This is a genomic window from Vibrio cidicii (assembly GCF_009665415.1).
Lineage (GTDB): Bacteria > Pseudomonadota > Gammaproteobacteria > Enterobacterales > Vibrionaceae > Vibrio > Vibrio cidicii.
In genome coordinates, this window is the sequence record NZ_CP035921.1 from 2,830,865 (window position 1) to 2,854,287 (window position 23,423).

Annotated in this window: 18 protein-coding genes; 9 read left to right on the forward strand and 9 right to left on the reverse strand. The window is 47.0% G+C overall.

The window, feature by feature from the left end:
• The 3 genes from EWA64_RS13960 to EWA64_RS13970 form a co-directional block, all read right to left on the reverse strand.
• A complete protein-coding gene (locus EWA64_RS13960) occupies positions 1-981 on the reverse strand; it encodes a lipid A deacylase LpxR family protein (protein ID WP_061893821.1) in 981 nt (326 codons plus the stop codon).
• Between the two features lie 139 nt (positions 982-1,120).
• The gene (gene pflB, locus EWA64_RS13965) at positions 1,121-3,397 is read right to left on the reverse strand and encodes a formate C-acetyltransferase (protein WP_061893822.1); all 2,277 of its coding nucleotides are present in this window, start codon (positions 3,395-3,397) and stop codon (positions 1,121-1,123) included.
• 286 nt (positions 3,398-3,683) lie between these two features.
• Entirely contained in the window at positions 3,684-5,231 is a 1,548-nt protein-coding gene (locus tag EWA64_RS13970) for a DUF3360 family protein (RefSeq protein ID WP_061893823.1), read from the reverse strand.
• A 456-nt stretch (positions 5,232-5,687) separates the two neighbouring features.
• Between EWA64_RS13970 and EWA64_RS13975 the strand changes: the two genes are divergently transcribed.
• From EWA64_RS13975 to EWA64_RS14000, 6 genes are all read left to right on the forward strand, one after another.
• Positions 5,688-7,148 (forward strand): hypothetical protein, encoded by a 1,461-nt coding sequence (locus EWA64_RS13975; RefSeq protein ID WP_061893824.1) that lies wholly within the window; start codon positions 5,688-5,690, stop codon positions 7,146-7,148.
• A gap of 231 nt (positions 7,149-7,379) precedes the next feature.
• Positions 7,380-8,150 (forward strand): ABC transporter ATP-binding protein, encoded by a 771-nt coding sequence (locus EWA64_RS13980; RefSeq protein WP_061893825.1) that lies wholly within the window; start codon positions 7,380-7,382, stop codon positions 8,148-8,150.
• Between the two features lie 248 nt (positions 8,151-8,398).
• Entirely contained in the window at positions 8,399-9,169 is a 771-nt protein-coding gene (locus EWA64_RS13985) for an ABC transporter substrate-binding protein (RefSeq protein WP_330165273.1), read from the forward strand.
• Positions 9,170-9,262: 93 nt separating this feature from the next.
• Entirely contained in the window at positions 9,263-10,003 is a 741-nt protein-coding gene (locus EWA64_RS13990) for an ABC transporter permease (RefSeq protein WP_061893827.1), read from the forward strand.
• A 3-nt stretch (positions 10,004-10,006) separates the two neighbouring features.
• Positions 10,007-10,684: an ABC transporter permease gene (locus tag EWA64_RS13995; protein WP_061893828.1), complete on the forward strand. Its 678-nt coding sequence runs from the start codon at positions 10,007-10,009 to the stop codon at positions 10,682-10,684.
• Positions 10,685-10,824: 140 nt separating this feature from the next.
• A complete protein-coding gene (locus EWA64_RS14000) occupies positions 10,825-13,539 on the forward strand; it encodes an ImpA family metalloprotease (RefSeq protein WP_061893829.1) in 2,715 nt (904 codons plus the stop codon).
• 65 nt (positions 13,540-13,604) lie between these two features.
• On the opposite strand, the gene xthA is transcribed toward EWA64_RS14000, so the two are convergent.
• Positions 13,605-14,411 carry an exodeoxyribonuclease III gene (xthA, locus tag EWA64_RS14005; RefSeq protein ID WP_061893830.1) on the reverse strand — a complete coding sequence of 269 codons (807 nt, stop codon included), beginning with the start codon at positions 14,409-14,411 and terminating at the stop codon, positions 13,605-13,607.
• Positions 14,412-14,621: 210 nt separating this feature from the next.
• Here xthA and EWA64_RS14010 point away from each other — a divergent pair, with 210 nt between their 5' ends.
• Positions 14,622-16,739 (forward strand): methyl-accepting chemotaxis protein, encoded by a 2,118-nt coding sequence (locus tag EWA64_RS14010; protein WP_061893831.1) that lies wholly within the window; start codon positions 14,622-14,624, stop codon positions 16,737-16,739.
• A gap of 63 nt (positions 16,740-16,802) precedes the next feature.
• Here the strand turns inward: EWA64_RS14010 and rsmS are convergent, their stop codons facing one another.
• The 4 genes from rsmS to dinG are packed head-to-tail and all read right to left on the reverse strand — an operon-like array spanning position 16,803 to position 20,429.
• On the reverse strand, positions 16,803-16,970 hold the full coding sequence (rsmS, locus tag EWA64_RS14015) for a pleiotropic regulatory protein RsmS (protein ID WP_061893832.1): 168 nt from the start codon (positions 16,968-16,970) through the stop codon (positions 16,803-16,805).
• On the reverse strand, positions 16,967-17,518 hold the full coding sequence (locus EWA64_RS14020; protein ID WP_061893833.1) for a primosomal replication protein: 552 nt from the start codon (positions 17,516-17,518) through the stop codon (positions 16,967-16,969). Before EWA64_RS14020 ends, rsmS begins: the two co-directional genes overlap by 4 nt.
• Complete coding sequence (locus EWA64_RS14025; RefSeq protein ID WP_061893834.1) at positions 17,515-18,297, reverse strand: TSUP family transporter; 783 nt, start codon at positions 18,295-18,297, stop codon at positions 17,515-17,517. Before EWA64_RS14025 ends, EWA64_RS14020 begins: the two co-directional genes overlap by 4 nt.
• A gap of 59 nt (positions 18,298-18,356) precedes the next feature.
• Positions 18,357-20,429, reverse strand: a complete 2,073-nt coding sequence (dinG, locus tag EWA64_RS14030; protein WP_061893835.1) for an ATP-dependent DNA helicase DinG — start codon at positions 20,427-20,429, stop codon at positions 18,357-18,359.
• 507 nt (positions 20,430-20,936) lie between these two features.
• On the opposite strand from dinG, the gene EWA64_RS14035 reads away from it, so the two are divergent.
• Both EWA64_RS14035 and EWA64_RS14040 read left to right on the forward strand, forming a co-directional pair.
• Entirely contained in the window at positions 20,937-21,950 is a 1,014-nt protein-coding gene (locus EWA64_RS14035; RefSeq protein WP_061893836.1) for a porin, read from the forward strand.
• 62 nt (positions 21,951-22,012) lie between these two features.
• Positions 22,013-22,678, forward strand: coding sequence for a DUF2057 family protein (locus EWA64_RS14040; protein ID WP_061893837.1), 666 nt, complete (start codon positions 22,013-22,015; stop codon positions 22,676-22,678).
• A 4-nt stretch (positions 22,679-22,682) separates the two neighbouring features.
• Here EWA64_RS14040 and EWA64_RS14045 read toward each other — a convergent pair whose 3' ends face one another.
• Positions 22,683-23,372, reverse strand: coding sequence for a pseudouridine synthase (locus EWA64_RS14045; protein ID WP_061893838.1), 690 nt, complete (start codon positions 23,370-23,372; stop codon positions 22,683-22,685).
• Positions 23,373-23,423 lie beyond the last annotated feature (51 nt).

Below are 23,423 nucleotides of genomic sequence, written 5' to 3' on the forward strand. Positions count from 1 at the left end.
TTAGAAAAAGGCGTACATAGAAAGTGCGCCATTTCCATAGATGGTGTGAGGCGACTCAAGGTAGTCTGGTGTTTTCACTGCCAACGTGAAGCTAAAACCCAAGGTGCGATTGTACATGGCGATCCCCGCAACCGCAGTGCTTTGCCAGTGTTGTAGTGTGGTATCGTACGCATTGCTCGGCTCTGGAATGCCTGAGCGCTCACCTTCAATACTCAGGTCATTGAAACGGTATCGGCCAGCAATACCAGAGAAGAGAAACCAGCCGGACGAGGTGTTACCCAGCATGCCAGCATTAAACGGCCGCTCCACACTGATGTCGGCGGCTGCCATCGACTGGCTGAGCTCCGAGCCATAACGGAACATTATCCCCGCAGAGACATCACTGCGAAAGGTACTGGCGTTCACTTCAACTAGGTTAGAGATTTCCCACTCTTTGCTGTCCTGAAATGGTTCACGCAGCAAGTTATCGAAACGTTTATAACCAACCCCAACAGTAAACTGATTGTCGACCTGATACTCCCATCCTTTGGGCTCAGTTGAGCCAGTGATGCTATGCACTAGGCGCTGCGCTTTTTCCGATAAAGCATGTTCGCCGGTGGTCCCAAGCGTTAGGTTATAGCGTACAGACTGTTGCGGATTCAGACTGAGGTAGTTGAGTTCGGTATGAAAAAAACCGGCGTACGGGCGATCATTGGCGATCGGCTCCGTGGCACCAATATCAGATGGTGTCCACATTTTGTGGCCGATTAGCCACTCAAATTTATCAATCGAGCTGCCATACTTCTCTGACAGGCTCATCCACGAATACTGTCCCTCACTACTTAACGCCGATGTGGTATAGGAGAGATATATGCCATTGGTATAATCTTGATCGACGCCGAAAATGCCATCGTTATCAAGACTAAATGCGAAAGTGTGGTCGACGGAAGCGACTGCCATTGGAGAGAGCAGTCCAAGCGAAAGGTAAGTAAGTAATCTCATAACGTCACAACAGTTTTTCGCCTCATCATACTGCAATATCCTGCTATCTCCCAGAGGTAGCTTGGCTTGTTGCGAAAATTAGTGAGCAAAAACAAAAAGCCGGCGCATAAAGCGCCGGCTTGGATATCACATTTGAATCTTATAGAGATTCAGTGAAAGTACGTGCGATAACGTCAGCTTGTTGCTCTGCAGTTAGAGAGTTAAAGCGAACTGCGTATCCAGATACACGGATAGTTAGCTGAGGGTACTTCTCTGGGTGCTTAACTGCATCAAGCAGAGTGTCACGGTTTAGAACGTTAACGTTCAGGTGTTGACCACCCTCGATGCCTGCTTCGTGATGGAAGTAACCATCCATTAGGCCAGCAAGGTTAGCGCGTTGAGCGTTCTCATCTTTACCTAGTGCGTTAGGTACGATAGAGAAGGTGTAAGAGATACCGTCTTTCGCGTGAGCAAATGGCAGTTTACCTACTGAAGTTAGTGACGCTACAGCACCTTTTTCATCACGACCGTGCATTGGGTTTGCACCTGGTGCAAATGGAGCACCTGCGCGACGACCGTCTGGCGTGTTACCAGTCTTCTTACCGTATACCACGTTTGATGTGATAGTTAGGATAGACTGAGTAGGAACAGCATTACGGTAAGTATTTAGCTTACGGATCTTGTTCATGAACACTTCAACAAGTTCACAAGCGATATCATCAACGCGAGCATCGTTGTTACCGAATTTAGGGTAGTCGCCTTCGATTTCGAAGTCGATTGCTACGCCATCTTCGTCACGAACTGGTTTCACTTTCGCGTACTTGATTGCAGAAAGTGAGTCAGCTGCGATAGACAGACCTGCGATACCACATGCCATTGTACGGTATACGTCACGGTCATGTAGAGCCATTAGTGCCGCTTCGTAGCTGTACTTGTCGTGCATGAAGTGGATTGCGTTTAGTGCAGCAACGTATTGCTTAGCTAGCCAGTCCATGAAGTGGTCTAGGTTGCTCCACACTTCGTCGAAGTTTAGTACTTCTGAAGTGATCTTAGGCATTACTGGGCCAACTTGCATTTTTAGCTTCTCATCAACACCACCGTTGATTGCGTAAAGCATCGTTTTTGCAAGGTTTGCACGAGCGCCGAAGAACTGCATTTGCTTACCAACAACCATTGGAGATACACAACATGCGATTGCGTAGTCGTCAGAGTTCATGTCTGGACGCATTAGGTCGTCGTTTTCGTACTGGATTGAAGAAGTATCGATAGATACTTTCGCACAGAACTTCTTGAAGCCTTCAGGTAGTTGCTCAGACCAAAGTACAGTGATGTTTGGCTCTGGAGAAGGACCCATAGTGTATAGAGAGTTTAGGAAACGGAAGTTTGAACGCGTTACTAGCGTACGACCGTCAAGACCCATACCACCCATAGATTCTGTTGCCCAGATTGGGTCGCCAGAGAATAGGTCATCGTACTCAGGAGTACGTAGGAAACGAACCATACGTAGTTTCATTACGAAGTGGTCGATCATTTCCTGTGCATCAACTTCAGTGATCTTACCAGCCGCGATATCGCGCTCGATGTATACGTCTAGGAAGGTAGAAGTACGGCCTAGAGACATAGCCGCGCCGTTTTGAGACTTAACAGCCGCTAGGTAGCCGAAGTAAGTCCACTGGATAGCTTCTTGTGCAGTTTCAGCAGGACGAGAAATATCGTAACCGTATTTCGCAGCCATTTGCTTCATTTGACCTAGAGCGCGGTGTTGCTCTGCAATCTCCTCACGAAGTTGCATTGTCATTTGAAGATCTTCGCCGTTTTCAAATTTTTCCTGTAGAGACTTGAACTGAGCCAGTTTGTCCTTCATTAGGAAGTCGATACCGTAAAGTGCAACACGACGGTAGTCACCGATGATACGACCACGGCCGTAAGCGTCTGGAAGACCAGTTAGAACACCAGACTTACGACAAGCTAGGATATCTGGAGTGTAGATATCGAATACGCCAGCGTTGTGTGTTTTGCGGTATTCAGAGTAGATTTTAGAGATTTGAGGGTCTAGTTCACGACCGTAAACTTTACAAGAACCTTCAACCATGCGGATACCACCGTTAGGGATGATAGCGCGTTTTAGAGGTGCGTCAGTTTGTAGACCAACGATAGTCTCTAGATCTTTTTCAATGTAGCCTGCATCGTGAGCAGTGATGGTAGAGATCAGGTCAGTATCGAAATCAACTGGAGCGTGAGTCGAGTTCTCGATTTTGATACCTTCCATTACTTTAGCCCAAAGCTTGTTGGTTGCTTCAGTACCTTCAGAAACTAGGAAAGATTCGTCGCCTTCGTACGGAGTGTAGTTCTTCTGAATGAAATCACGAACGTTTACTTCGTTTTGCCACTCACCTGCCGCAAAACCTTCCCAAGCTTTAGCAAATTGCTCTGCCATGACATACCTACCTTTTTAGTAGAAAAAACACGTACTGTTGTGACTGTTGAGCCAGCCATCCTCTTGTGGAAGAGGCCCAGTACACTCTTATGAATAACAATATCTATCGGTTTTTGAGCTCGCCAGAAAGCGATAGATATTGTCACTGTTTTTGTTGGCTATCTTGATGACTTGGCTTTAGGTTAAGCTAAAAAATTTTTGCAAACCTTAAACTAAATCAATAAATCCTCAAAAAACTCAATAAAATTTGGGTGGTGACCAGCACCACCCACACTTTATTTTAATCTTACAGCCAAGCTTTGATGCCATATTGGCTTTCTAGCATACCGACTGCAAGCATAGCAACCAGACAGATAATCAGCACGCCGCCAGGGATAACGACTTTGTCAACAAAAGAGAGTTTAGATGCACGCTCTTTGTCACCAATCAAGCCATTGTTGTCCAGAAGCATGGTCAATGCCCAAGCCAGCACAGGGTTAACCACCGCAGAACCAAAGATACAGATGCCCGCAGCTTGAGAATCTTTGGTGTCTTTCACCATCTGCATACCTGCTTCAAGCAGCGGTAGGAATACACCAACGAGAAGCGCACAGCGCATGACTGGTGGCCATACTGCGACGTCCATTGGGAAACCAAGAACGGCGATAGTCATAACCAGAGTACCTAGAATGATCGCACCTGCAGGAATTGGACGTTTTGCAATTGCTGCTGGAATCATGTACGTCCCCCAAGACGAAGTGATGTTGCCGCCGCCCAGTGCGGTACCAACCATCTGGCGGATAGAACACATGGTCATGGTGTCGTCGACATCCATCAGTACTTTTTCTGTCTTCTTAGGATAGTTCAATTCTTGGAAAATACGGTGGCCAAGGAAATCTGGAGACCACATCGCTACCGCTAGAATCGCAAATGGTAGAGAAGCAATAAAGTGCTGCAGATTTGGCAAGCCGAGTTGCCAGCCAGTCTCAGTGCTACCCCACCAGTAAACTGGGTTTAGGTTAGGTAGGCCCATCTGTGTTTCAAACTTCAGATCGAAACCTGCACCTAGAGCAAGTGCAATCACCAAACCTGTAAACGCACAGACAGGAATGGCCAACCAACGTAGGTTGAGTTTTGCCAACAGCGCATAGATAACAATGTTAACGCCAAGTACCACCAAGCCAATGTAACCTAGGCTACCCGCAGCAATGTCTGCAGATTGTAAACCGACGGCCCATTCTTGGATTGACGTAATTTGGCTCATCGTCCCGGTAAAGCCGAGGAAGATCAACAAGCCACCTGCGGTACCTTCGGAGGTGAGGTTCACCAGCTTAGAGCCGCCTTTGAAGTAGCTCAGAAGCAGACCAAAAACGCCGAGTAACAGTGCCAATGCAAGAGGGTGAGCACCGGCAAGAGCGATCGCGCCGATAAGAGGGATCATTGGGCCGTGGTTACCCGCTAGGTTGGCTCGTGGATTGACAAAGCCAGAAGCGATAACACAGAAGAACAGGGCTGGGAACAACATTTCCACACGTGCAACTTCGATAGCGAATTCTTTACCTAAGTTGATGTGATCCCAAGCTTGAGTTAGGCCATCAGCCCAAGACATCATTACCGCTGAGTACATCGCGATGATGCCGATAGTGCCTGCGAGTGCTGGAACAAGGTCTTCAAGTTCAAAACGGAAGTCACGACCAGGAAGGTTTAGACCGAAGCGACGTGGCTTCATGATCTGCAGTTCGTGGTCTAAGTAGTCTGAGCGGCTGGCAAATTCAGACGCGGGACGGTGAAGCTCTTGATAGCTCTTTGTCTCGATATCTGAATCAGAGTGCACTTTATTCACTGCGTCTGACATAGATTCCTCATATATTTAAAAAGTTAGTAATTCTTTCTCAATTCCACACGCCGGCTTTTTGCAGGCCGTTTATGCTAGCTATTATTAGGTTTATTGTTGCACGAGTGCTACGTGCCTAAGCATAGCTAAATTTTTAATCAATGATGACTTGAGATCAGCCTCATCTTTGCCGCGAGTCTAGCAAGTTAACCCTTTGGGATGATTGATTTAGATCACTGAAAGAATTGATGTGAAAGAAAACTACGGAAAGTATCTCAGTTGCGAAAAAACCATGCTTTTTATATGTAATTTGCTTTCATAAGTTACGTTTTTTAGAAAATTTTAAACACTTATGCATCAAGGTGAGCTTGTTTGTTCACAATTTGGACATTGAAATGCAAGAAGTTGGCGCTAATTTTGCTATTGTTCGTTGAGTGACGTTTAATTGGCGAAACTTTGCCGTATCAGGAAGAGAAAATGAAGAATCTAAAACTATTGCCGCTTGTAGCGATGATTTCTGGCGTATTGGTTGGCTGCGGCGGTGGAGGCGGTGGCGGTGGTGGTGGCGGTACACCAACGACAACTTACACATTCACTTTTGTTACCCCGGTTACGAAGAACCTATCTGATAATGGAACCTGTACCATCTTTGACAAGTACCAAGAGAATTCAGTAGACAAGGTACTTAACTACCATTCGGTAGGGACATCGTTGGATAGTAAAATTGTCGGTTTTTACTCTGATGCCTCGGGTATTCAACAAGGCAATTTGATCAATGCGACGAGCGGTAAGCTGTCATTGGTGCTGCAAACCATACCAGACGATGGTTTCTTTACAATTCAAGAGGCGAACGGTACCGTCATCAATGCGATTACTTTCTCGAAAGCGGCTCTAACTTCAGACAATAAAATGGCAACAGCTTACTTGTCGGTTGAATCAATAGTAAATGATTCTCTATGTTTAACTGGAAACAACGATGCTACGACAACAAAAAGTGTTCTAGAGTACCTAAATGCCGATGATACGACAGGCAATCCAGATGTTACTTATTATTTTGATTCGCAAGTAGAAACAGTTACGGGTACTAACCCTAAATTGACTAGCGGGAAGACGTTAAAGGCACTATCTGGCGAACAGACAATGGTCGCTCAGTACCGTACGGCAGAACGTAGTCAGCTATTCCAATATGGTTTTGAAGGGTGGAGTGAAAACAGGATGAAGTTTGCGGGATCCTCGTCTACGCCATCCTTTAATGCATCATTAATTAATTTTTCTAACATAGAAATTTTTTCAAACTACAAATCTTACCAATATCTGCTTGCTACGGTAAATCGTGGAGATGTTTACTATCATCCAACTGAAACAAGCGGAGATACATGGTCGTTCAAGGTTGACGGTACGATAGACACAGTTGGATGGGATGCGAGCTATTTTGATACAATTAATACTGATTGGGAGTTGGTGGTAGACGATAACTCATTGTTTATGCTCTCAAATACTAACAATACCAAGCCATCGATTTCCAACCAAACTATTGATATTAGTAGCAGCATAGGACTAAGTAACGAAGTAGGTTTGCAACGTTTGAGTTATCAACAGGGCACCACTGTTGGTACAACTCCTTATGTTTTGAGACACACTTTGTATACATTGATTACGCCGTCGGTACGAGTGCCTAATCTAAACTATGATAGTGTGCCACCAGCTGCGGCCGCTGGACTAGTGATATCCTCAGCATCGAATATATCCCAAGATTATCTGCTTGCTGAAGAGCAAGACGATCTGTCGCTCAAAGGTTTTATGTCTGGTTTTGGTAATGGTAAAGGGCTAGATACTTCGGAAGATGTGATGGGCATAGCGGCAAACTTGAAAGATGTGCGTTCTGCATACAACACCATTTCAACCACTCGTTCACTACTATTAAGTAGAGATGATTAACATTTTTATATCTTTGTGAAGCCTCCATCTCGGAGGCTTTTTTTTACTCTCTATGCAGGTTAAAAAGAATAATTTGCTAAATGGTGAATAAAAATACATTATTCATTTCTAGTTATTCGAATTTTTCAGGTTAATAAATTGTTGCGGGCAAATTGATAGAATGCTAGCTTGTAACTCAATAAGAGGGCGGAGTGCCCCGGCAGTGACAAAAAATACAGGGAGTAGAAGCGCATGCAAGATGTACCAGCGCTGGACATTAAACAACTGCACAAAACTTTTGGTCAGAACGAAGTGCTTAAGGGTATTTCACTTTCTGCGCATAAAGGGGACGTCATATCCATCATCGGCTCTTCCGGTTCCGGTAAGAGTACCTTTCTAAGATGCATTAATTTGCTTGAAACGCCAACCGCTGGGGAAATTTGGGTTAACGGAGAGTTAATCCAGATGAAAAACAACCGCGCAGGCGAATCTGTCCCAGCCAATGAGAAACAAGTGCAACGTATCCGTTCACGTTTAGCCATGGTTTTTCAAGGGTTCAATTTATGGTCACATATGACAGTGCTGGAGAATGTGATTGAAGCGCCTGTGCATGTGCTTGGTGTGCCCAAAGTGCAGGCGATAGAAAACGCAGAGATGCTGCTTAAGAAAGTCGGCCTTTATGAACGTAAGGATTACTACCCGGGGCATTTGTCTGGCGGTCAACAGCAGCGTGCCGCGATTGCTCGCGCTCTGGCGGTGGAACCAGAAGTGATGCTGTTCGACGAACCGACTTCCGCGCTCGACCCAGAATTGGTCGGCGAAGTATTAGGGGTGATGCGTGATTTGGCCGCGGAAGGGCGAACCATGCTCGTCGTGACGCACGAGATGGCGTTTGCTCGTGATGTGTCAAACCACGTGATGTTCCTTCATCAAGGGCTGGTGGAAGAACAGGGGAACCCAGCTAAACTGTTTACAAACCCAGATTCAGAACGGTTAAAGCAGTTTATCTCATCTATTTATTAAGGTTTTGCTTGCTGACTGAAGCAAGAAAGATAGTAATTGCTAGAACCTAGAACCTAGAACCTAGAACCTAGAACCTAGAACCTAGAACCTAGAACCTAGAACCTAGAACCTAGAACCTAGAACCTAGAACCTAGAACCTAGAACCTAGAACCTAGAACCTAGAACCTAGAACCTAGAACCTAGAACCTAGAACCTAGAACCTAAACACAACATCGCAATATAAAGAAAACAATCACAGGAGTATGGATATGAAGAAGTGGTTACTCGCAGCAACTTTGGCCGCCACAGCGGTATCGGGTATCGCACAAGCGAAGGATTGGAAAACCGTGCGTTTCGGTATTGAAGGGGCTTATCCTCCGTTTAGCTGGACAGAAGCCGATGGTTCTCTGAAGGGTTTTGACGTGGATATGGCGAATGCCCTGTGTAAAGAGATGCAGGTGGAGTGCAAGATAGTCCCACAAGATTGGGATGGAATTATTCCTTCGCTGCTTGCTCGTAAATATGACGCGATTATCGCGGCGATGTCGATTACCGAAGAGCGTAAAAAGAAGGTCGATTTCACTGGTAAGTATGCGCAGATTCCCAACAAGTTTATTGCTAAAAAAGGTGCAGGCTTAGATTTCGCTAACCTAGATGGAGTGAAAATTGGCGTGCAACGCGCAACCACTCACGACAAATACCTTACTGACAATTACGGCAGCAAAGTGGATATCGTCCGTTACGGTTCATTTGATGAGGCGTATCTGGATCTGGCCAATGGCCGTGTAGCAGCGGTACTCGGGGATGCGTCGGCACTCGAAGAAGGTGTGCTCAACAAAGCGGGCGGTGACGCTTATGAGTTTGTTGGCCCGTCGCTGATGGATCCAAAATGGTTTGGTGAAGGCATGGGTATCGCTGTACGTAAGCAAGACAAAGATCTCACTAAGAAACTGGACGCCGCTATCGCCTCTCTACGTGAGAAAGGTGTTTATCAGCAAATTGCAGCCAAGTACTTTAAGTACGATGTTTATGGCAACTAATACCAGCCGATAACACCGATACCTGATTGCCGGTTCGTTCCTGGATGTACCCGGCAATCAGGACTCTGGATTCTAGGGATTAGGAACTCACCTATGCTGGATTTACAAGGATATGAAGCCTCAATTCTTAAAGGGGCACTGCTCACTATTGAAGTGGCACTACTCTCCGTGCTCTTAGCGATGATACTTGGCATGCTGGGTGCCTTGGCGAAAATGGCCCCGTATCGCTGGGCAAGAGCAATCGCGACACTCTACACTACCATCATTCGCGGTATTCCCGATCTGGTTCTGATGATGTTGATCTTCTTCGGCGGACAGATCTTTCTCAATAATTCCCTTTACGCCATCAACGAATGGCTCAATGGCTGGTTTGCATCCAGCGATCCGAATCACGAATGGGTCTCCTACGTCCCTGATTACTTAGATGTCAGCCCATTTATTGCGGGTGTGCTAACCATTGGATTTATTTTTGGCGCTTACATGGCTGAGACATTTCGTGGTGCCATCATGGCGGTGGATAAAGGCGAGCTTGAAGCCGCCAAAGCCTACGGTATGAGCGCAACCTTGGCATTTCGCCGCATCTTGTTGCCGCAAATGATCCGTCACGCACTGCCCGGTTTTGGCAATAACTGGCTGGTGCTGCTAAAAACCACCGCTCTGGTGTCGATTATCGGTTTGGAAGACATGGTGCGCATGAGCTCTCTCGCCGCGGGTTCAACAAAGATGCCGTTTACTTTCTACATGGCGGTTGCGATTATTTTCTTGTTTTTCACCAGTATTTCAACGGGACTGTTGAAAATTGTCGAACGCAAATTCAGCATTCATGCGAGGTAGAATATGGATTTTTCTTTAATCTTAGACAGTTTTCCCGTTTATCTTGAGGGGTTGTGGACCACAGTGTGGCTAGTTTCTCTCTCGCTGGTGATTGGTTTGAGCTTGGCGATCCCACTTGCGGTGGCGAGAAACAGCCATAACCCGTTGTTACGCTTGCCAACTTGGGGCTATATCTACTTTTTCCGCGGTACGCCACTGTTGGTGCAGCTTTACTTGATCTACTACGGAATGGATCAGTTTTTCCCCGTCAAAGGGACGTTGTGGGAATATGCTTGGTTCTGTGCACTGGTCGCCTTTGTGCTCAATACCTCGGCTTATACCGCTGAGATCATTCGCGGTGCTATCAACGGCTTGCCGAAAGGCGAAGTCGAAGCGGCCAAAGCCTATGGCATGAGTACTTGGAAGACCTACCGTCGAGTGATTTTGCCAAGTGCGTTGCGCCGCGCACTACCGGCTTACAGCAACGAAGTGATTTTCATGCTGCATGGCAGTGCAGTAGCGGGGATTGTCACCATCATGGATCTGACAGGGGCAGCGCGTCTGGTCAACTCCCGCTATTACGCGCCATTTGAGTCGTTTTTGACCGCAGGCTTTTTCTACATGATGCTAACGTTTTGTATTTTGTGGTGTTTTAAAAATGCCGAAAAACGCTTTTTGGCCTATTTACGGCCATTGAGTTAATCGTTTGAAAACGGCGCTTGTGAGTGCCGTTTTTTTCATTCTGTTAGCTTGCTTCAGAGTTTGAGATGCCAAATATCCTCATTATTGTTGTGGCGTAGCTGATAAGTAAACTCTCAGCAAAACAAAAGCGAGAGCAGTGGATGAAGAAAATCGGTTATTTGGTCGCCGTTTTGGCGATGTTAACAGGCTGCGGTGGTGATAATAGTTCATCACCAGCACCAGAGATTCAGTCTGAAGTTGAAAAGGCGTTGCAGTCAGGAAATGCGCTGTTGGTGTCGGATCCGAATGTTCTGATCTCAGCGGCGAGTCGTTGGGTTGAGCGCAATACGCAAACCTACAATCAGCTCTGGGCTGACTTAGCCAATGAGGCTGAGCAACTTTATTGGGACCCAACCCATGATGCTGCGGTGTTAGCGCCGACCTATGGCTTTAATGATGTAATATTGCAGACCAATAAAGCGATGCAATCGGGCTATCCGGATCAAACCTTAACCTTAGGAATTGGCGGTTTGACCCCATCGGGCAACCGCTATGCGGCGCTTGGTAGCAATCCGTTTCGCACCGCGCAGCGTTTTCCCACGTCGGTCAATCAAGCGATGGAAAAGTGGTTAGAGAATGTGATCACTTGGCTAAACCAAGGCCGTTTTGCGAGCAACAGCAAGGTGGTTTTAGCACAGCTTGACCAGTCCTATTATTTCCCGGATGAACAAGCAACGCGCAATTGGCTTACCGCCAAGTTTGCCGATGGCGTGACGTACAACGCCGCCAACCAATGTGACGGGGAGAAACTGCTTGCTTGTCTTGATGAAAAGCCTGATCTGCTCATCTTGTCCCAACATCTCAACGATGGAGATAGCATTCAACCAGTGGTGCAGGGGCTAGCGTATGCACTGAAAAATGACATTCCGGTGCTCTATCTGCACTGGGACGGCGGGATGACAGAGCTCGGTACGGCGTTGTTTGAGCAATTGCACATTCGCTATGTGGGCGATAACTACTGGCGCAAACTAGGGGTTGTGGATTGGCAGCCGAATCAATTGCGAAATCGTGTGCCGGAAGAGATAGCAACACAACTGGCGTTTTTACAGCGCTTTGCCAGTAACGGCTTTGATGTCGATCTCGCGCAATGCGATGACAAGTCTTGCGAGGCGACGGCAAACATGGATACGCAGTTTTATCCGGTAGCGAATCAGCTGCGCGCCCATTTGCAGAGTCTCGATAAAGCGAAAATTGACCTGTTTGCCAGCGACTATTACGAATATGAGAAATTAATCGTGCTTTTGGCGGATCGCTACCGTCAGGATGTGCGTTTCCCGATGGACAAGCTCACTACGCCAAGCGCAGATTTTCTGCAGTCTTACTTTGCTGACTACATTCAATACCACTCTCGTAAGATCAACCCCAAACAGCCAGATATGGGCAATTTTAGTCGCAGTGAATTTGGAGATAATGTCGCTCGCGTTGCCAAATCCGTTTCGTTGTTGTCAAAGCGTCACTTTCGTGCCGCGGGCGTATATGCGTTACCGGGAGAAAGCTTTCAGGTGACGCGCCGAGACAACAGCGCCGTTAAGGTATCCATCGCCATCAATTCTCTTCGAAGTGGCGCAACGCATGAGTTTTCTAAAGAGGGTTACAATCGCCCTAAGCATTTGACCTCGACCACCTATGAAGTTAAGTCGGGTGAGACCATTACCCTGACATCGGCCTACGGTGGTCCGATCCAAGTCCATTTTGATGGTAACGACTTGCCTGTTGAACTCACTTTTTCTCATGTTGCCGAGCATCCGGTTTGGCGCAGCAGCGAAGATAACGTGCGTTTCGCGATGCAGCTGCAACAAGGAGAATTTGATTGGGCGGAGCTCATCACGCCTGGGTTCGAAGTGCACTCGAAACGCGACAAAATGTTGCAATCCATTTCCGCCTCGGACTGGGGTGGTGATGCAGCGGCAATGGCACAAGCGACAGAGCAATACGTGCACAATTACCCTCATGCTCTGGCGGGTTTTCAAGGCCCGGGGATTGATGTGATTGACGAGGTCCAAGGCTACGCTGAGCAAAAGGGCTGGCAAGTTGAAACCATTGATGTTGTTAAGCACATGAACGCAGACCAAGCGACTTGTGGTTATGGTTGTTCTGGGAACCCTTACGATGCGTATTGGGCGTTTAGTCCGCTTGGGCATGGAGATTTGCATGAGCTTGGGCATGGCTTGGAAAAAGGCCGCTTTCGCTTCGCGACTTGGGAAGGGCACTCGACCACCAACTATTACTCGTATTTTAGTAAGTCACGTTTTTTCAAAGAGACGGGCAAAGAATCACAATGTCAGTCGCTCGATTTCAAAGGCTTATTTGAGCTGTTGCAGCAAAGTCGTTCACAAGCCGATGCTAATGCCTTTATGGCAGCCCAAGATCAGAGCAGTTGGAGTTGGGGTGCGCGTGTTTATATCCAGATGATGATGGCCGCGCAGCAGCAAGGTGTGCTGCAAGATGGCTGGCATCTGCTCGGACGCTTGCACTTGATTGAGCGAGAGTTTAATCGCCTTGCTGCAAGTCCAGAACTGTGGGACAAGCAAAAAGCCACGATTGGCTTTGAGCAATATAGCTATGACGAGGCTCAAAGCATCAGCAATAATGACTGGCTGTTGATTGCAATAAGCTACGTTTTGCAGCGGGACATGCGCCAGTATCTTGATATGTGGGGGCTCACGTTTAGCAACAAAGCCAAAGTTCAGGTGGCCAGCGGCAACTATGTGCTGATGCCGATGAACTACTTTGTCACCTCAAATACGGGATACTGCACCAACGAGTTTGCCACACAGATGATCACGGTTGATGGCACGACAGCTTGGCCACGCTAGTGCTTAATAGAGAGGAAAGCAAGAGGGAGCCGTTGAGCTCCCTCGTTGTTATTCATCACACGGAATTAGTTAAACACCGCCCAGATTGGCGCATGATCTGAGGGTTTGTCGATACCGCGCAGCCCATAGTCGACATCCGATTCCACACAACTGCTGGCGAGAGACGGGGTTGCTAAGATCACGTCGATACGCAGACCGCGATTATCATCAAATCCGCGAGAGCGATAGTCGAACCAAGAGAACTTGTCGTCCACCGTTGGATGAAGTTGGCGGAAGGTGTCTTCCAACCCCCAATCGAGCAAGGTTTTTAGCCATTCGCGCTCTTCTGGTTGGAAAGAGCACTTGCCTGTTTTTAGCCAGCGCTTGCGGTTAACTTCACCGATGCCGATGTCAGCGTCAATCGGGCTGATGTTGATATCCCCCATAACGATCAATTTTTCGTCGCTACTGTGGTGGGTATTTAAGTAGCCCATGAGATCTTGATAAAACTGGCGTTTGTAAGGATATTTAGTCTCATGTTCAACGTTGTCCCCTTGCGGAAAGTAACCGTTTAAAATCGTCACTTTCTCGCCATTTTCATGTAAAAAAGTGCCGATAATCATACGCTTTTGGTGATCATCGTTGTCCGTTGGAAAGCCTTTTTGCAGCGACAGCGGTTCTTGTTTACACAGCAGAGCGACACCGTAGTGTGCTTTCTGTCCATGGAAATAGACTTTGTAGCCCATGGCCTCAACATCAGCGACCGGAAAGGCTTCATCGTGTACCTTAATCTCTTGCAGACCAATGACATCGGGCTGATGTTTATCGATAAGGGCTTGCAGTTGATGGAGGCGAGCACGCAAGCCATTGATATTAAAGCTGACTACTTTCATTATTCTTCCTGGTTCGGTTGTTTTATCTGATGTTACCACCGATACTTTCGACATCAAGTCATGTGTCAGTTTGAGCGCCACTTTTCTCTGTCGTACCCTTACGGGATACAATTGTGTAACAAATGTAATTGATATTGAGGTCGGTTATGCTTTAATGAAACCGAAATAAACCATTTCCTTCCCTCCATTGTTTGCGAATAAGGATGTAGTATGCGAACTCTTTCTGTGCAGTGGAAAATTACCCTGCTGTCCGGTGTCTGCTTGTTGCTGACCTCCCTCTCTTTGATTGGCTTTTCGGTCTATAACGCGATTGCCAACCAGCAAGTGCTTAAAGCGCAAAGCAGCTTATCGGTTAGTGAAAAGTCGGAGCAATTGGTTCAGACCCGTGCGCTGCTCAATGCTACTGAAGTGTCTGAATATCTTACGGAATCTTTATACCGTGCTGAGATGCTCGCGGCGAACGCCCTTTTTTACAAGACCAACACCGAAGAAAACTTTGGAGAAAGTGAAGCGCTGCGTACCGCGTTAGATGAAATGGTGCGTAAGTCGGTCATCAATTTTAAAACCATGCAAGGCGCCTATTTGGTTTTCAAACCCAACATGCTCGATGGTGAAGATGCGAACTACGTTAATGCTGAGTACGTCGGTTCCAATGAAAAAGGGCAGTTTGCTCCTTATTGGAAGCTTGCCGCGAATGGTGAGAATGTGTTGGCCAATGTTCTGTCAGAGAAGGTGCTCAGCGCCGATGAAAATAGTGAGCGCTTTTTGTGTCCACTCAATTCTGATGCCTCATGCATCACCTCGCCAAGAATGGAAAGTTCACAAGAGGGAAATTTCCTTACCACCTCCATTTCGGTGCCGATTCTTCTGGATGGAACATCGATCGGTTTTATGGGCATTGATGTTCGTCTAGATCCTCTGCAACAAATCGCCAATGATTCTGACGCCAGTCTGTTTGGTGGTGCTGGACGCGTGAGCATGGTCAGCTTGGATGGCACGTTGCTCGCCAGTGATGATGACAACAAGCCAGTTGGCCAGCCATTTTCCAGTCAATACGTTTCTGCCAATTTGCTGACTGATATGCTCTATGGTGGTGAGGCACAAACAAACTGGAGCGAAGACGGCCAGTGGTTGATTGTGTTTGCGCCGTTGACGATTGCAAACCAAACGTGGGGCGTGATTTTTGAGATGCCACGATCGGCGGTATTGGCAGACGCAGTTACCTTGGATGAGATGATCAGCCAGAAAGTGTTCGAAGGCATCAAGTTTGAACTGCTAGTGGGTGTATCACTGGTCATCTTAGGCTTATTGACAGTCGCCTTCGCCGCTTCACGTCTCGTACAACCGATAAGATCCGTGGCGATGAGATTGCAAGATATCGCCTCAGGTGAGGGGGATTTAACTCAGCGTCTCGAAGTGAAAAGTGGTGATGAGATAGGCCAACTTGCTGGCAGTTTTAATGCCTTTTTAGAAAAGCTACAGCGAACGATCCGTCATGTAGTGCAAACCTCTGAGCAACTTGCAGAGCAGACACAGGGCGCAAAACGGGCGGCGGTTGAAACTCGTTCAAGCAGTGAGTCGCAATTTCGCGAAGTCGATTTAGTGGCGACAGCCGCAGAGCAAATGACGCAAACGGCAGGCTTGGTGGTGCACAATGCCGAAATCGCCGTAGACGCGGCCAATCGGGCAAGTGAATCAACCAGTAATGGTCAGCATGTGATCGAACGCTCGGAGCAGGAGATGGGTAAACTGGTAGAGCGGATGATGCAGGCTGTGCCGGTTGTTGAGGAATTGGCTCGCAACAATGGCAATATCACTGAGATTTTGACCGTGATTGAGGCCATCTCAGAACAAACCAATTTACTGGCTTTGAATGCGGCGATTGAAGCGGCTAGAGCCGGAGATCAAGGGCGTGGTTTTGCGGTTGTTGCCGATGAGGTGCGCAATTTAGCCAGCCGAACTCACGACTCGGTGGGCGAGATTCGCCAAGTGATTGAACAGGTACAAACGGGGACGACGGCGGTTGTTACGACCATTACCCAAGCGAACGAGTTAGCGCGTGAAACCTCAGTGCAGGTGAAAAATGCCGTGCTTGAACTGCAAAGCGTGTTTGAGTCGATTGCCGCGATCAACGATATGAATAGCCAAATCGTTAAGGCGGCGGAAGAGCAGCAACAAGTCTCGGCAGAAGTGAACCAAAACGTGGCCAATATCCGCGATCTCAGCGGGCAGATCTTATCTCAGGCGGGGGAATCTGAGGCCGCTGGGGCCCGAATGGAAGATCTTTCCCGCCAGCAGCAAAAGTTAATGTCGCAATTTAAGGTTTAACAATCAAGTTAAGGTGTCACGATCAAGCGAGGTGGATTTCGCTTTTCCTCGCTTTTATTACCGTTAAAGCTGCTGGGTTTGTAGTTTCCGCTCGATATCTTGTTGAACGATCTTCAGCGCCGCTAGGGCGATTTCTGGGGCAATTTCGTTACTTTCTAATAAGTAGATCAGGTCAACCGCCAGTTTGATCTCCTCGGGTGCCTGCTCAAGGGGAGGGTGAATATTGCTCATTGGTTGTCTTTCTCTTGGTCAGTTATCTGGTTTTCAATCTTCACTATTGCGGCTTGGCAGCGTGCTAAACGCTGCTCCGCCACCAATAACGCTTGCTGCGCTTGTGCTCTGTCTGGAGCTGATGCCATAACCAGCGCGCGCTGTTTTTCCGTTACTAACTCTCGCAATCTCCGTCTCCATTCTTGATGCTGAGCCAATTCTTGGTACAGGAGGTTGATGGGCTTGCGAGAATAATTCATCGCTACCGAGGCATCTTTGCGAGTCACTTTATCAGCAAGAAGCTCACGTGATATCGCGGCAAGTTGGGTCAGTAGTCGTTCTGAGAGAAATTGTGCCCGCTGCGAGGTTAGTATCTGTTCATTTTGCTCGCGCATCAGGGTCTCTAGCGTCGCTTTGGCTTCTTCAACACAAGGGGTGAGCACATGTGCTCGGCAGCTAAACAGTTGTTCATCAAACAGTGGGGCGTGATGTTCACCACGCAGACTATCCATCTGGGTGGCCTGCACGGCCATTTGTTCAAGTTTTTCTGCCACTTCCTTTAACTTCATAAGCTAACAAACCACGCGTCATAGGCGAGTTTAACTGCCAAAATGCTGACCACGGTGACAAAAACCGGGCGGATAAATTTTGCGCCAAAGTGAATAGCAGAGTGAGCACCAACAAACGCACCAGCCATGAGACAAACGCCCATAATCAGGCCTAACCCCCAATTAATATGGCCCAGCATGGCGAAAGTTACCAAAGAGGTCAAATTGCTAGTGAAGTTCATTGCTTTGGCAAGCCCAGAGGCCAAGAGGATATTGAGTCTGTAAAGCGCCATGGAGCTGACTGTCCAAAACGCGCCCGTTCCTGGGCCTGCCACGCCATCATAAAAACCAAGCACGAACCCTTGCCCATATTGCTTTTTATTGAGCATAGGGCAGGGGGCGGGCGTTGCACTGTTGCGATTGGCATCGGGCGTTTTATGCAAAATGGTGTACAAGGCGGCAGCAAGAATGATCAGCGGTAGAAGTTTTTCCAGCCAATCCGTGCTGATAGCATCGACCACCATGGTGCCGACAGTAGCGCCCACCAATGTAGCGATAAATGCTCTTAGCCAACATCGTGGCTTGAAGAGACGTTTTCGATAATAAGTAAAAGCGGCGGTGGAAGAGGCAAATGTCGCCGCCAGTTTATTAGTACCCAGCGCAATGTGCGGTGGGAGTCCGAGAGAAAGTAGCGCGGGAACGGTCAGCATACCGCCCCCACCCGCCACCGCGTCAATAAATCCTGCGACAAAGGCCACTAAGGCCAGCACCGCAAGCACGGTGGGATCCAAAAATTCCATAGGGTCTTTTACTCATCTTTCTTATTTTGTTTGTCATGCAGCAAGGTAGTTACTGATCATTATTCAATAACGCGTTTAAAAGGTGGTAGAGAATCAAGCAACGCTTTGCCATAACGCTTAGAGACGATTCGCCTATCAAGGATGGTGACTGTACCAGAATCCCGCTCTTTGCGCAGCAATCGGCCAACCGATTGAATCAACTTCTTACTCGCCTCTGGAACCGTAATCTGCATAAATGGGTTACCGCCACGAGATTCTATATACTCTGAGTGTGCTTGCTCGACAGGGGAGGTTGGTACAGCAAACGGTATCTTGGTAATCACTAGATTCGAGAGCAGCTCGCCCGGCAGATCAAGCCCTTCCGAAAAGCTGCCCGTGCCAAAAAGGACGCTGGTTTTACCTGATTCAACCAACATTTTATGTTTTTTTAGAATCTCGCCGCGCGAGCTTGAGCCTTGTACTTGCAGCGCCCAGCCTTGTTTTACAAATAAAGATTCAAGGTTTTCAGCCACTTGATTCATCTGCTTATAAGATGAGAATAAAACCAGATTCGCTTGTTTGTCTTTTAAATACTTAGGCAAAATTTCGCTAAGATATTCCGTAAACTGCGGGGCTTGTGGTTCGTAGCGAGTCGCTGGAACAATCAGTTCAGCTTGGTTTTGGTAATCAAATGGAGAAGCCAGCGCCAGAAATTGCGTGCCGGAATCTGGGCTTTGATCGATGCCTGCTTGAAAACAGAAGTATTGGAATGAATTCAACGCTCGCATAGTGGCAGAAACCAACACCGCACCGACACAGCGACTCCAAAGCTGCTTATCAAGTTGCCAGCCCACTTCCAATGGCGAAACACTGACAATGAAATCCCCTTCACGATCAGGATGAACTTCCAACCATCGTGCAAGCGGAGCACCTTTCTCACGTGTTGGCTCGGCCATGAGCTTCCAAACTTGGGCGAGATTCTCTGTCCGCTGAATATAAAAGCCGAGTTCTGCCAAGGCAGGTTCGGCCAGTTTTGCCGAAAGTTCGCCATCTTTAACTCGTTCCGCGACAAGATCGGCAATTTTGGCAAGCGATTGATTGGCTTTGTGACTAAAAGTTTTGAGTTCTTTCGACTGCTCTTCCAACCAAGTGGGTAAGATGCCGTGCTCAAAACGATAGATACCATCAATAAAATGGCTCGCATCAAACTGTTTGACCAGTTGGTTTAAACTCGGAATCAGGATCTGTATCGCTTGCTGAAGCTCATTGTGAAATCGACCGACTCTTTTTCCATCCGCCAAAGAGGTCAGTTTTGTCACCGACTGGTTAAGGCGCTCTAACCATGTTGCAGCACCTTTTAGGCTTGCAGCGGCAGAGGCATGGTCTCGCGCAACATGAGGCAAATGGTGGGCTTCGTCGAACACATAAATGGTGTTTTCAGGTTCAGGTAAAATCACACCGCCACCGAGATCGGCATCGGCCATCACAAGGCTATGGTTAGCAATAATGACGTCGTTTTTATCCAGCTCAGAACGGGCTTTTTGAAACGGGCACTGGCGATGGGCTGATAAGCTATTGTTACAGCTGTGCTTATCACTCACGATACTTAGCCAGAGCGAGTCGTCTATTGGTTTGGGCCAACTGTCTCTGTCGCCATCCCATTTCCCCTCAGCCAAGCTGCGGAACATAGTCTCAAGAAGTTCAATGTCCTTTTTCTTTGGCTTACTTTCAAACATTGCCAACTGACTTCCGTCCGATCCACAGGCCGCCGCGAGCTTCTCTGCGCAACAGTAGCGCTGGCGGCCTTTCGCTAAAATAAAGGAGAAATTCTGATCCGAAATTCGTCTAAAAAGTGGTAAGTCTTTATTGATGAGCTGCTCTTGTAAAGCAACGGTGGCGGTCGAAATAACCACTTTACGGTTATTCATTACCGCGACAGGAATCGTGGCCATTAAATACGATAACGATTTACCAATCCCCGTTCCGGCTTCCGCCACGATGATACGGTTAGACTTGTGATAGCTTCCACAAAGTGTTTTTGCAATTTCTGCAACGAGGTAGTTTTGTGCTCGTCGAGGGATAAAGTTTTCCAATTGAAATTGCAGATTTTGATAACTGGCGCGAATGGATTTTTGAATTTTACTGGTTAGCATACTGTGACCTGTGTTCAGACCAGCTGATAGTAGCACACATCACTAACAGAGTCGTACTTCACGAAATTCGCTGCTTTTAGAGAAAATGTCGATCTTCTTCACAAAAAAAAACTGAACCTTCATAAACTTATAATTAATTTGTCTAACAAAAAATATAAAGCTCCATGCTTGGTGTTTTCATGGAATTAAAATCTATAAATTGTGTTTTTAATGTTAACTGGTAGTATTTTACTCTTTAATGTTGCCGTATTTCAAATGTTGATGATGTAGAGGTAGGGCTTGGAACTGCCTCGAAAAATGGTTACAAAAACATGTAAAATATTGATTTTTATTGTTATTTATTTTTGTTTATGATTTTTGGTGGTGGATTTGACAGGCAGAATAATCTTTTGCAATCTAGCTTATGAAATTTACAGATGCCGACCACGGGCTTGCTTAGGTCGGCATCAATTACAAAAGGGAATCGGGCAAGGATATCCCAAACTAAGAAAAGGCAGTGGATTAATTATGAAAAAGACTCTAGTAGCACTAGCTGTTCTAGTAGCAGCAGGTTCTGTAAATGCAGCTGAAGTATTCAAGTCTGACGAAGGTTCTGTAGATTTCTACGGTCAACTACGTCAAGAACTGAAAAAGAATGACGACAACGACGCGACACTGAAATCAGGTTCTTCTCGCGCTGGTGTTAAAGTGAACTACAAGGCTTCTGACGACCTTAGCGTTCTTGGCCTGATTGAATTCAATATCAACGATACTGCTGCATTCACTACTCGTAAGCACACTGTTGGCCTAAGTGGTGATTTCGGTACAGTAACGGTTGGTAAAGACAGCATCCTGACTGATGATGTGTGGGGCGCGGAAAACTCATACTTCTACGGTGGTACCAGTGTTCTACCAGAAGCGGATGGTTTCGGCGTAAACTGGCTACAACAAGCAATGGTTAAATACGTTCTTGAAGCTGAAGCTGGTTGGTTGAAAGCAGCGTACTCTTACGACAACGGTGATGCGAACCCAACTACATTTGAAGTATTTGCAGGTACATCGTTTGATGCGATCTCTGTATACGGCGGTTTCGGTCTAATTACAGATAAAACTACTTCAACCACTAGCTACGGTGCAGCAATCGATCCTGATACAGGTATGGGTACTGCTATCAAATCTACTAAAGACAGTGAAATCAAGCATGTAATGCTGACTGTTTCCTATGCTGCGGACAAGTTTGACGTTGGTGCAACTTACTGGCACGCAGAGAATGAAAACAAAAAAGTAAACTACACGCTGGAGACTGACTCTCTAGTTATTGCTGGGTCATACAAAGTAGCAGACAAGACCAAAGTTTACGGTGGTTATGAGTTTGTTGGCGATTACCAAGCGGCAGACAAAGACTTCACCAACCTATACGCTGGTGTTGAGTACAAGCTGTCTGGTTGGGCTCGTGTATACGCAGAACTCGCACTGCAAGATGACGACAACAAAGCAGATAAAGAAAACAACTACGGTATCGGCGCTCGCGTGTACTGGTAAGATTGTTTAGCTAGTTTTATTAAAGCCCAGTGTATACTGGGCTTTTTCTTTTGGAGGTTTGAATGTTTTATCGATCATTCGCAATGTTAGCCGCGTTGGTGTCGTTTAATGCTTTTAGTAGCGTGCAGCTTCGTATCCCCGAGGGCGTTGATCTGCTTTCAGTTAATATGAGCGAACCAATAACTGAAGGGGGGCTTTTTTCCAGCTTCAAAACTACAAAGCTAGAAAATGGTATTAACCAAATTGTATTTCAGTATAAACCCTCCTACGACGTGAAAGACGAAGTACGCAAGGTGTACAGTGATGTTATTATTGCGAAGTTTAGTGCCGAAAATGAAACGTTAACATTATCCGTGCCCAAGTTTAGGAGCTACAAGCTTGCCAAAGAGAGCATCTCCCCATTGCAATGGGAACTGCTAAATAGTCATGATCAGGCGGTTTCTGTGGCAGAAGATGTACTCCAGTCGGATGGGATTCAATGGGGTCGAGATTATTCCGAGGAGGCTAAGAACTACAACATCTCTGGTGGTATCGCCAGTGTTGCGGTTACGTACGTGACGGCTAACCAGCATCAGCAGTCAGTCGTTAATCCTCAGCTCGCAAATAAACAACATGTGGTAACGCAAAATGCCGCAGACAGTACAGTGCTGGATATTATGAAAGCCACGTATCAAAAAGCGTCATCGCAAGATCAAGAGGCGTTTAAGCAGTGGCTACTAGCGCAGTAGTCCTTTAACTTTTGGGTAGTTCAGTCCACTCTCCAGGCTGTAATTCACCCAGTGTCATCTCACCGATTGAGTAACGAATTAGACGCAGTGTCGGAAAGCCAATATGAGCCGTCATGCGTCTGACTTGTCGGTTGCGTCCTTCGATGATGGTAATGACCAGCCAAGTGGTAGGAATCGAGGCTCGAAAGCGCACAGGGGGATTTCTTTCCCACAACTTAGGCTCTTGCATGATCTCTACTTTGGCGGGCAAGGTCATCCCATCTTTAAGTTCAACGCCCTGGCGAAGGGGCTCGAGTTGTTCCTCTGTCGGAGCTCCTTCTACTTGTACCCAATAGGTTTTCGGCGATTTCGATTGCGGCTGTGTTAACTTGGCTTGCAAAATGCCATCGTTAGTGAGAACCATCAGTCCTTCACTGTCTCTGTCAAGCCGACCTGCGGCGTACACCTCTTTAATTGGGATGTAGTCAGCGAGCGTTTTTCTTCCGTCTCCGTCGGTAAATTGACTCAGAGTGTCAAAAGGCTTGTTAAACAAAATCACTTTGCGTTCGGCCGTTTTTAGTGCAGCTTTGGGCTTTTTATTCGCCCGACGCAGCTTCATTGAATCAGATGCCATGCCTTTCTTGGCGTGTTTAAATCGCGATTCTGCCTGTTCGCTCTTAGAGCGAGAGGAATGACGACTAGAACGGAATGACATGTTAACCACCTTGCAAAAATGTAAATGAACTGTGTGTATAAGTTCCAACTT

Coding starts and splice junctions, on each gene's coding strand:
- EWA64_RS13960 (WP_061893821.1), bottom strand. CDS start 981: ATGAGATTACTTACTTACCTTTCGCTTGGACTGCTCTCTCCAATGGCA.
- pflB (WP_061893822.1), bottom strand. CDS start 3,397: ATGGCAGAGCAATTTGCTAAAGCTTGGGAAGGTTTTGCGGCAGGTGAG.
- EWA64_RS13970 (WP_061893823.1), bottom strand. CDS start 5,231: ATGTCAGACGCAGTGAATAAAGTGCACTCTGATTCAGATATCGAGACA.
- EWA64_RS13975 (WP_061893824.1), top strand. CDS start 5,688: ATGAAGAATCTAAAACTATTGCCGCTTGTAGCGATGATTTCTGGCGTA.
- EWA64_RS13980 (WP_061893825.1), top strand. CDS start 7,380: ATGCAAGATGTACCAGCGCTGGACATTAAACAACTGCACAAAACTTTT.
- EWA64_RS13985 (WP_330165273.1), top strand. CDS start 8,399: ATGAAGAAGTGGTTACTCGCAGCAACTTTGGCCGCCACAGCGGTATCG.
- EWA64_RS13990 (WP_061893827.1), top strand. CDS start 9,263: ATGCTGGATTTACAAGGATATGAAGCCTCAATTCTTAAAGGGGCACTG.
- EWA64_RS13995 (WP_061893828.1), top strand. CDS start 10,007: ATGGATTTTTCTTTAATCTTAGACAGTTTTCCCGTTTATCTTGAGGGG.
- EWA64_RS14000 (WP_061893829.1), top strand. CDS start 10,825: ATGAAGAAAATCGGTTATTTGGTCGCCGTTTTGGCGATGTTAACAGGC.
- xthA (WP_061893830.1), bottom strand. CDS start 14,411: ATGAAAGTAGTCAGCTTTAATATCAATGGCTTGCGTGCTCGCCTCCAT.
- EWA64_RS14010 (WP_061893831.1), top strand. CDS start 14,622: ATGCGAACTCTTTCTGTGCAGTGGAAAATTACCCTGCTGTCCGGTGTC.
- rsmS (WP_061893832.1), bottom strand. CDS start 16,970: ATGAGCAATATTCACCCTCCCCTTGAGCAGGCACCCGAGGAGATCAAA.
- EWA64_RS14020 (WP_061893833.1), bottom strand. CDS start 17,518: ATGAAGTTAAAGGAAGTGGCAGAAAAACTTGAACAAATGGCCGTGCAG.
- EWA64_RS14025 (WP_061893834.1), bottom strand. CDS start 18,297: ATGGAATTTTTGGATCCCACCGTGCTTGCGGTGCTGGCCTTAGTGGCC.
- dinG (WP_061893835.1), bottom strand. CDS start 20,429: ATGCTAACCAGTAAAATTCAAAAATCCATTCGCGCCAGTTATCAAAAT.
- EWA64_RS14035 (WP_061893836.1), top strand. CDS start 20,937: ATGAAAAAGACTCTAGTAGCACTAGCTGTTCTAGTAGCAGCAGGTTCT.
- EWA64_RS14040 (WP_061893837.1), top strand. CDS start 22,013: ATGTTTTATCGATCATTCGCAATGTTAGCCGCGTTGGTGTCGTTTAAT.
- EWA64_RS14045 (WP_061893838.1), bottom strand. CDS start 23,372: ATGTCATTCCGTTCTAGTCGTCATTCCTCTCGCTCTAAGAGCGAACAG.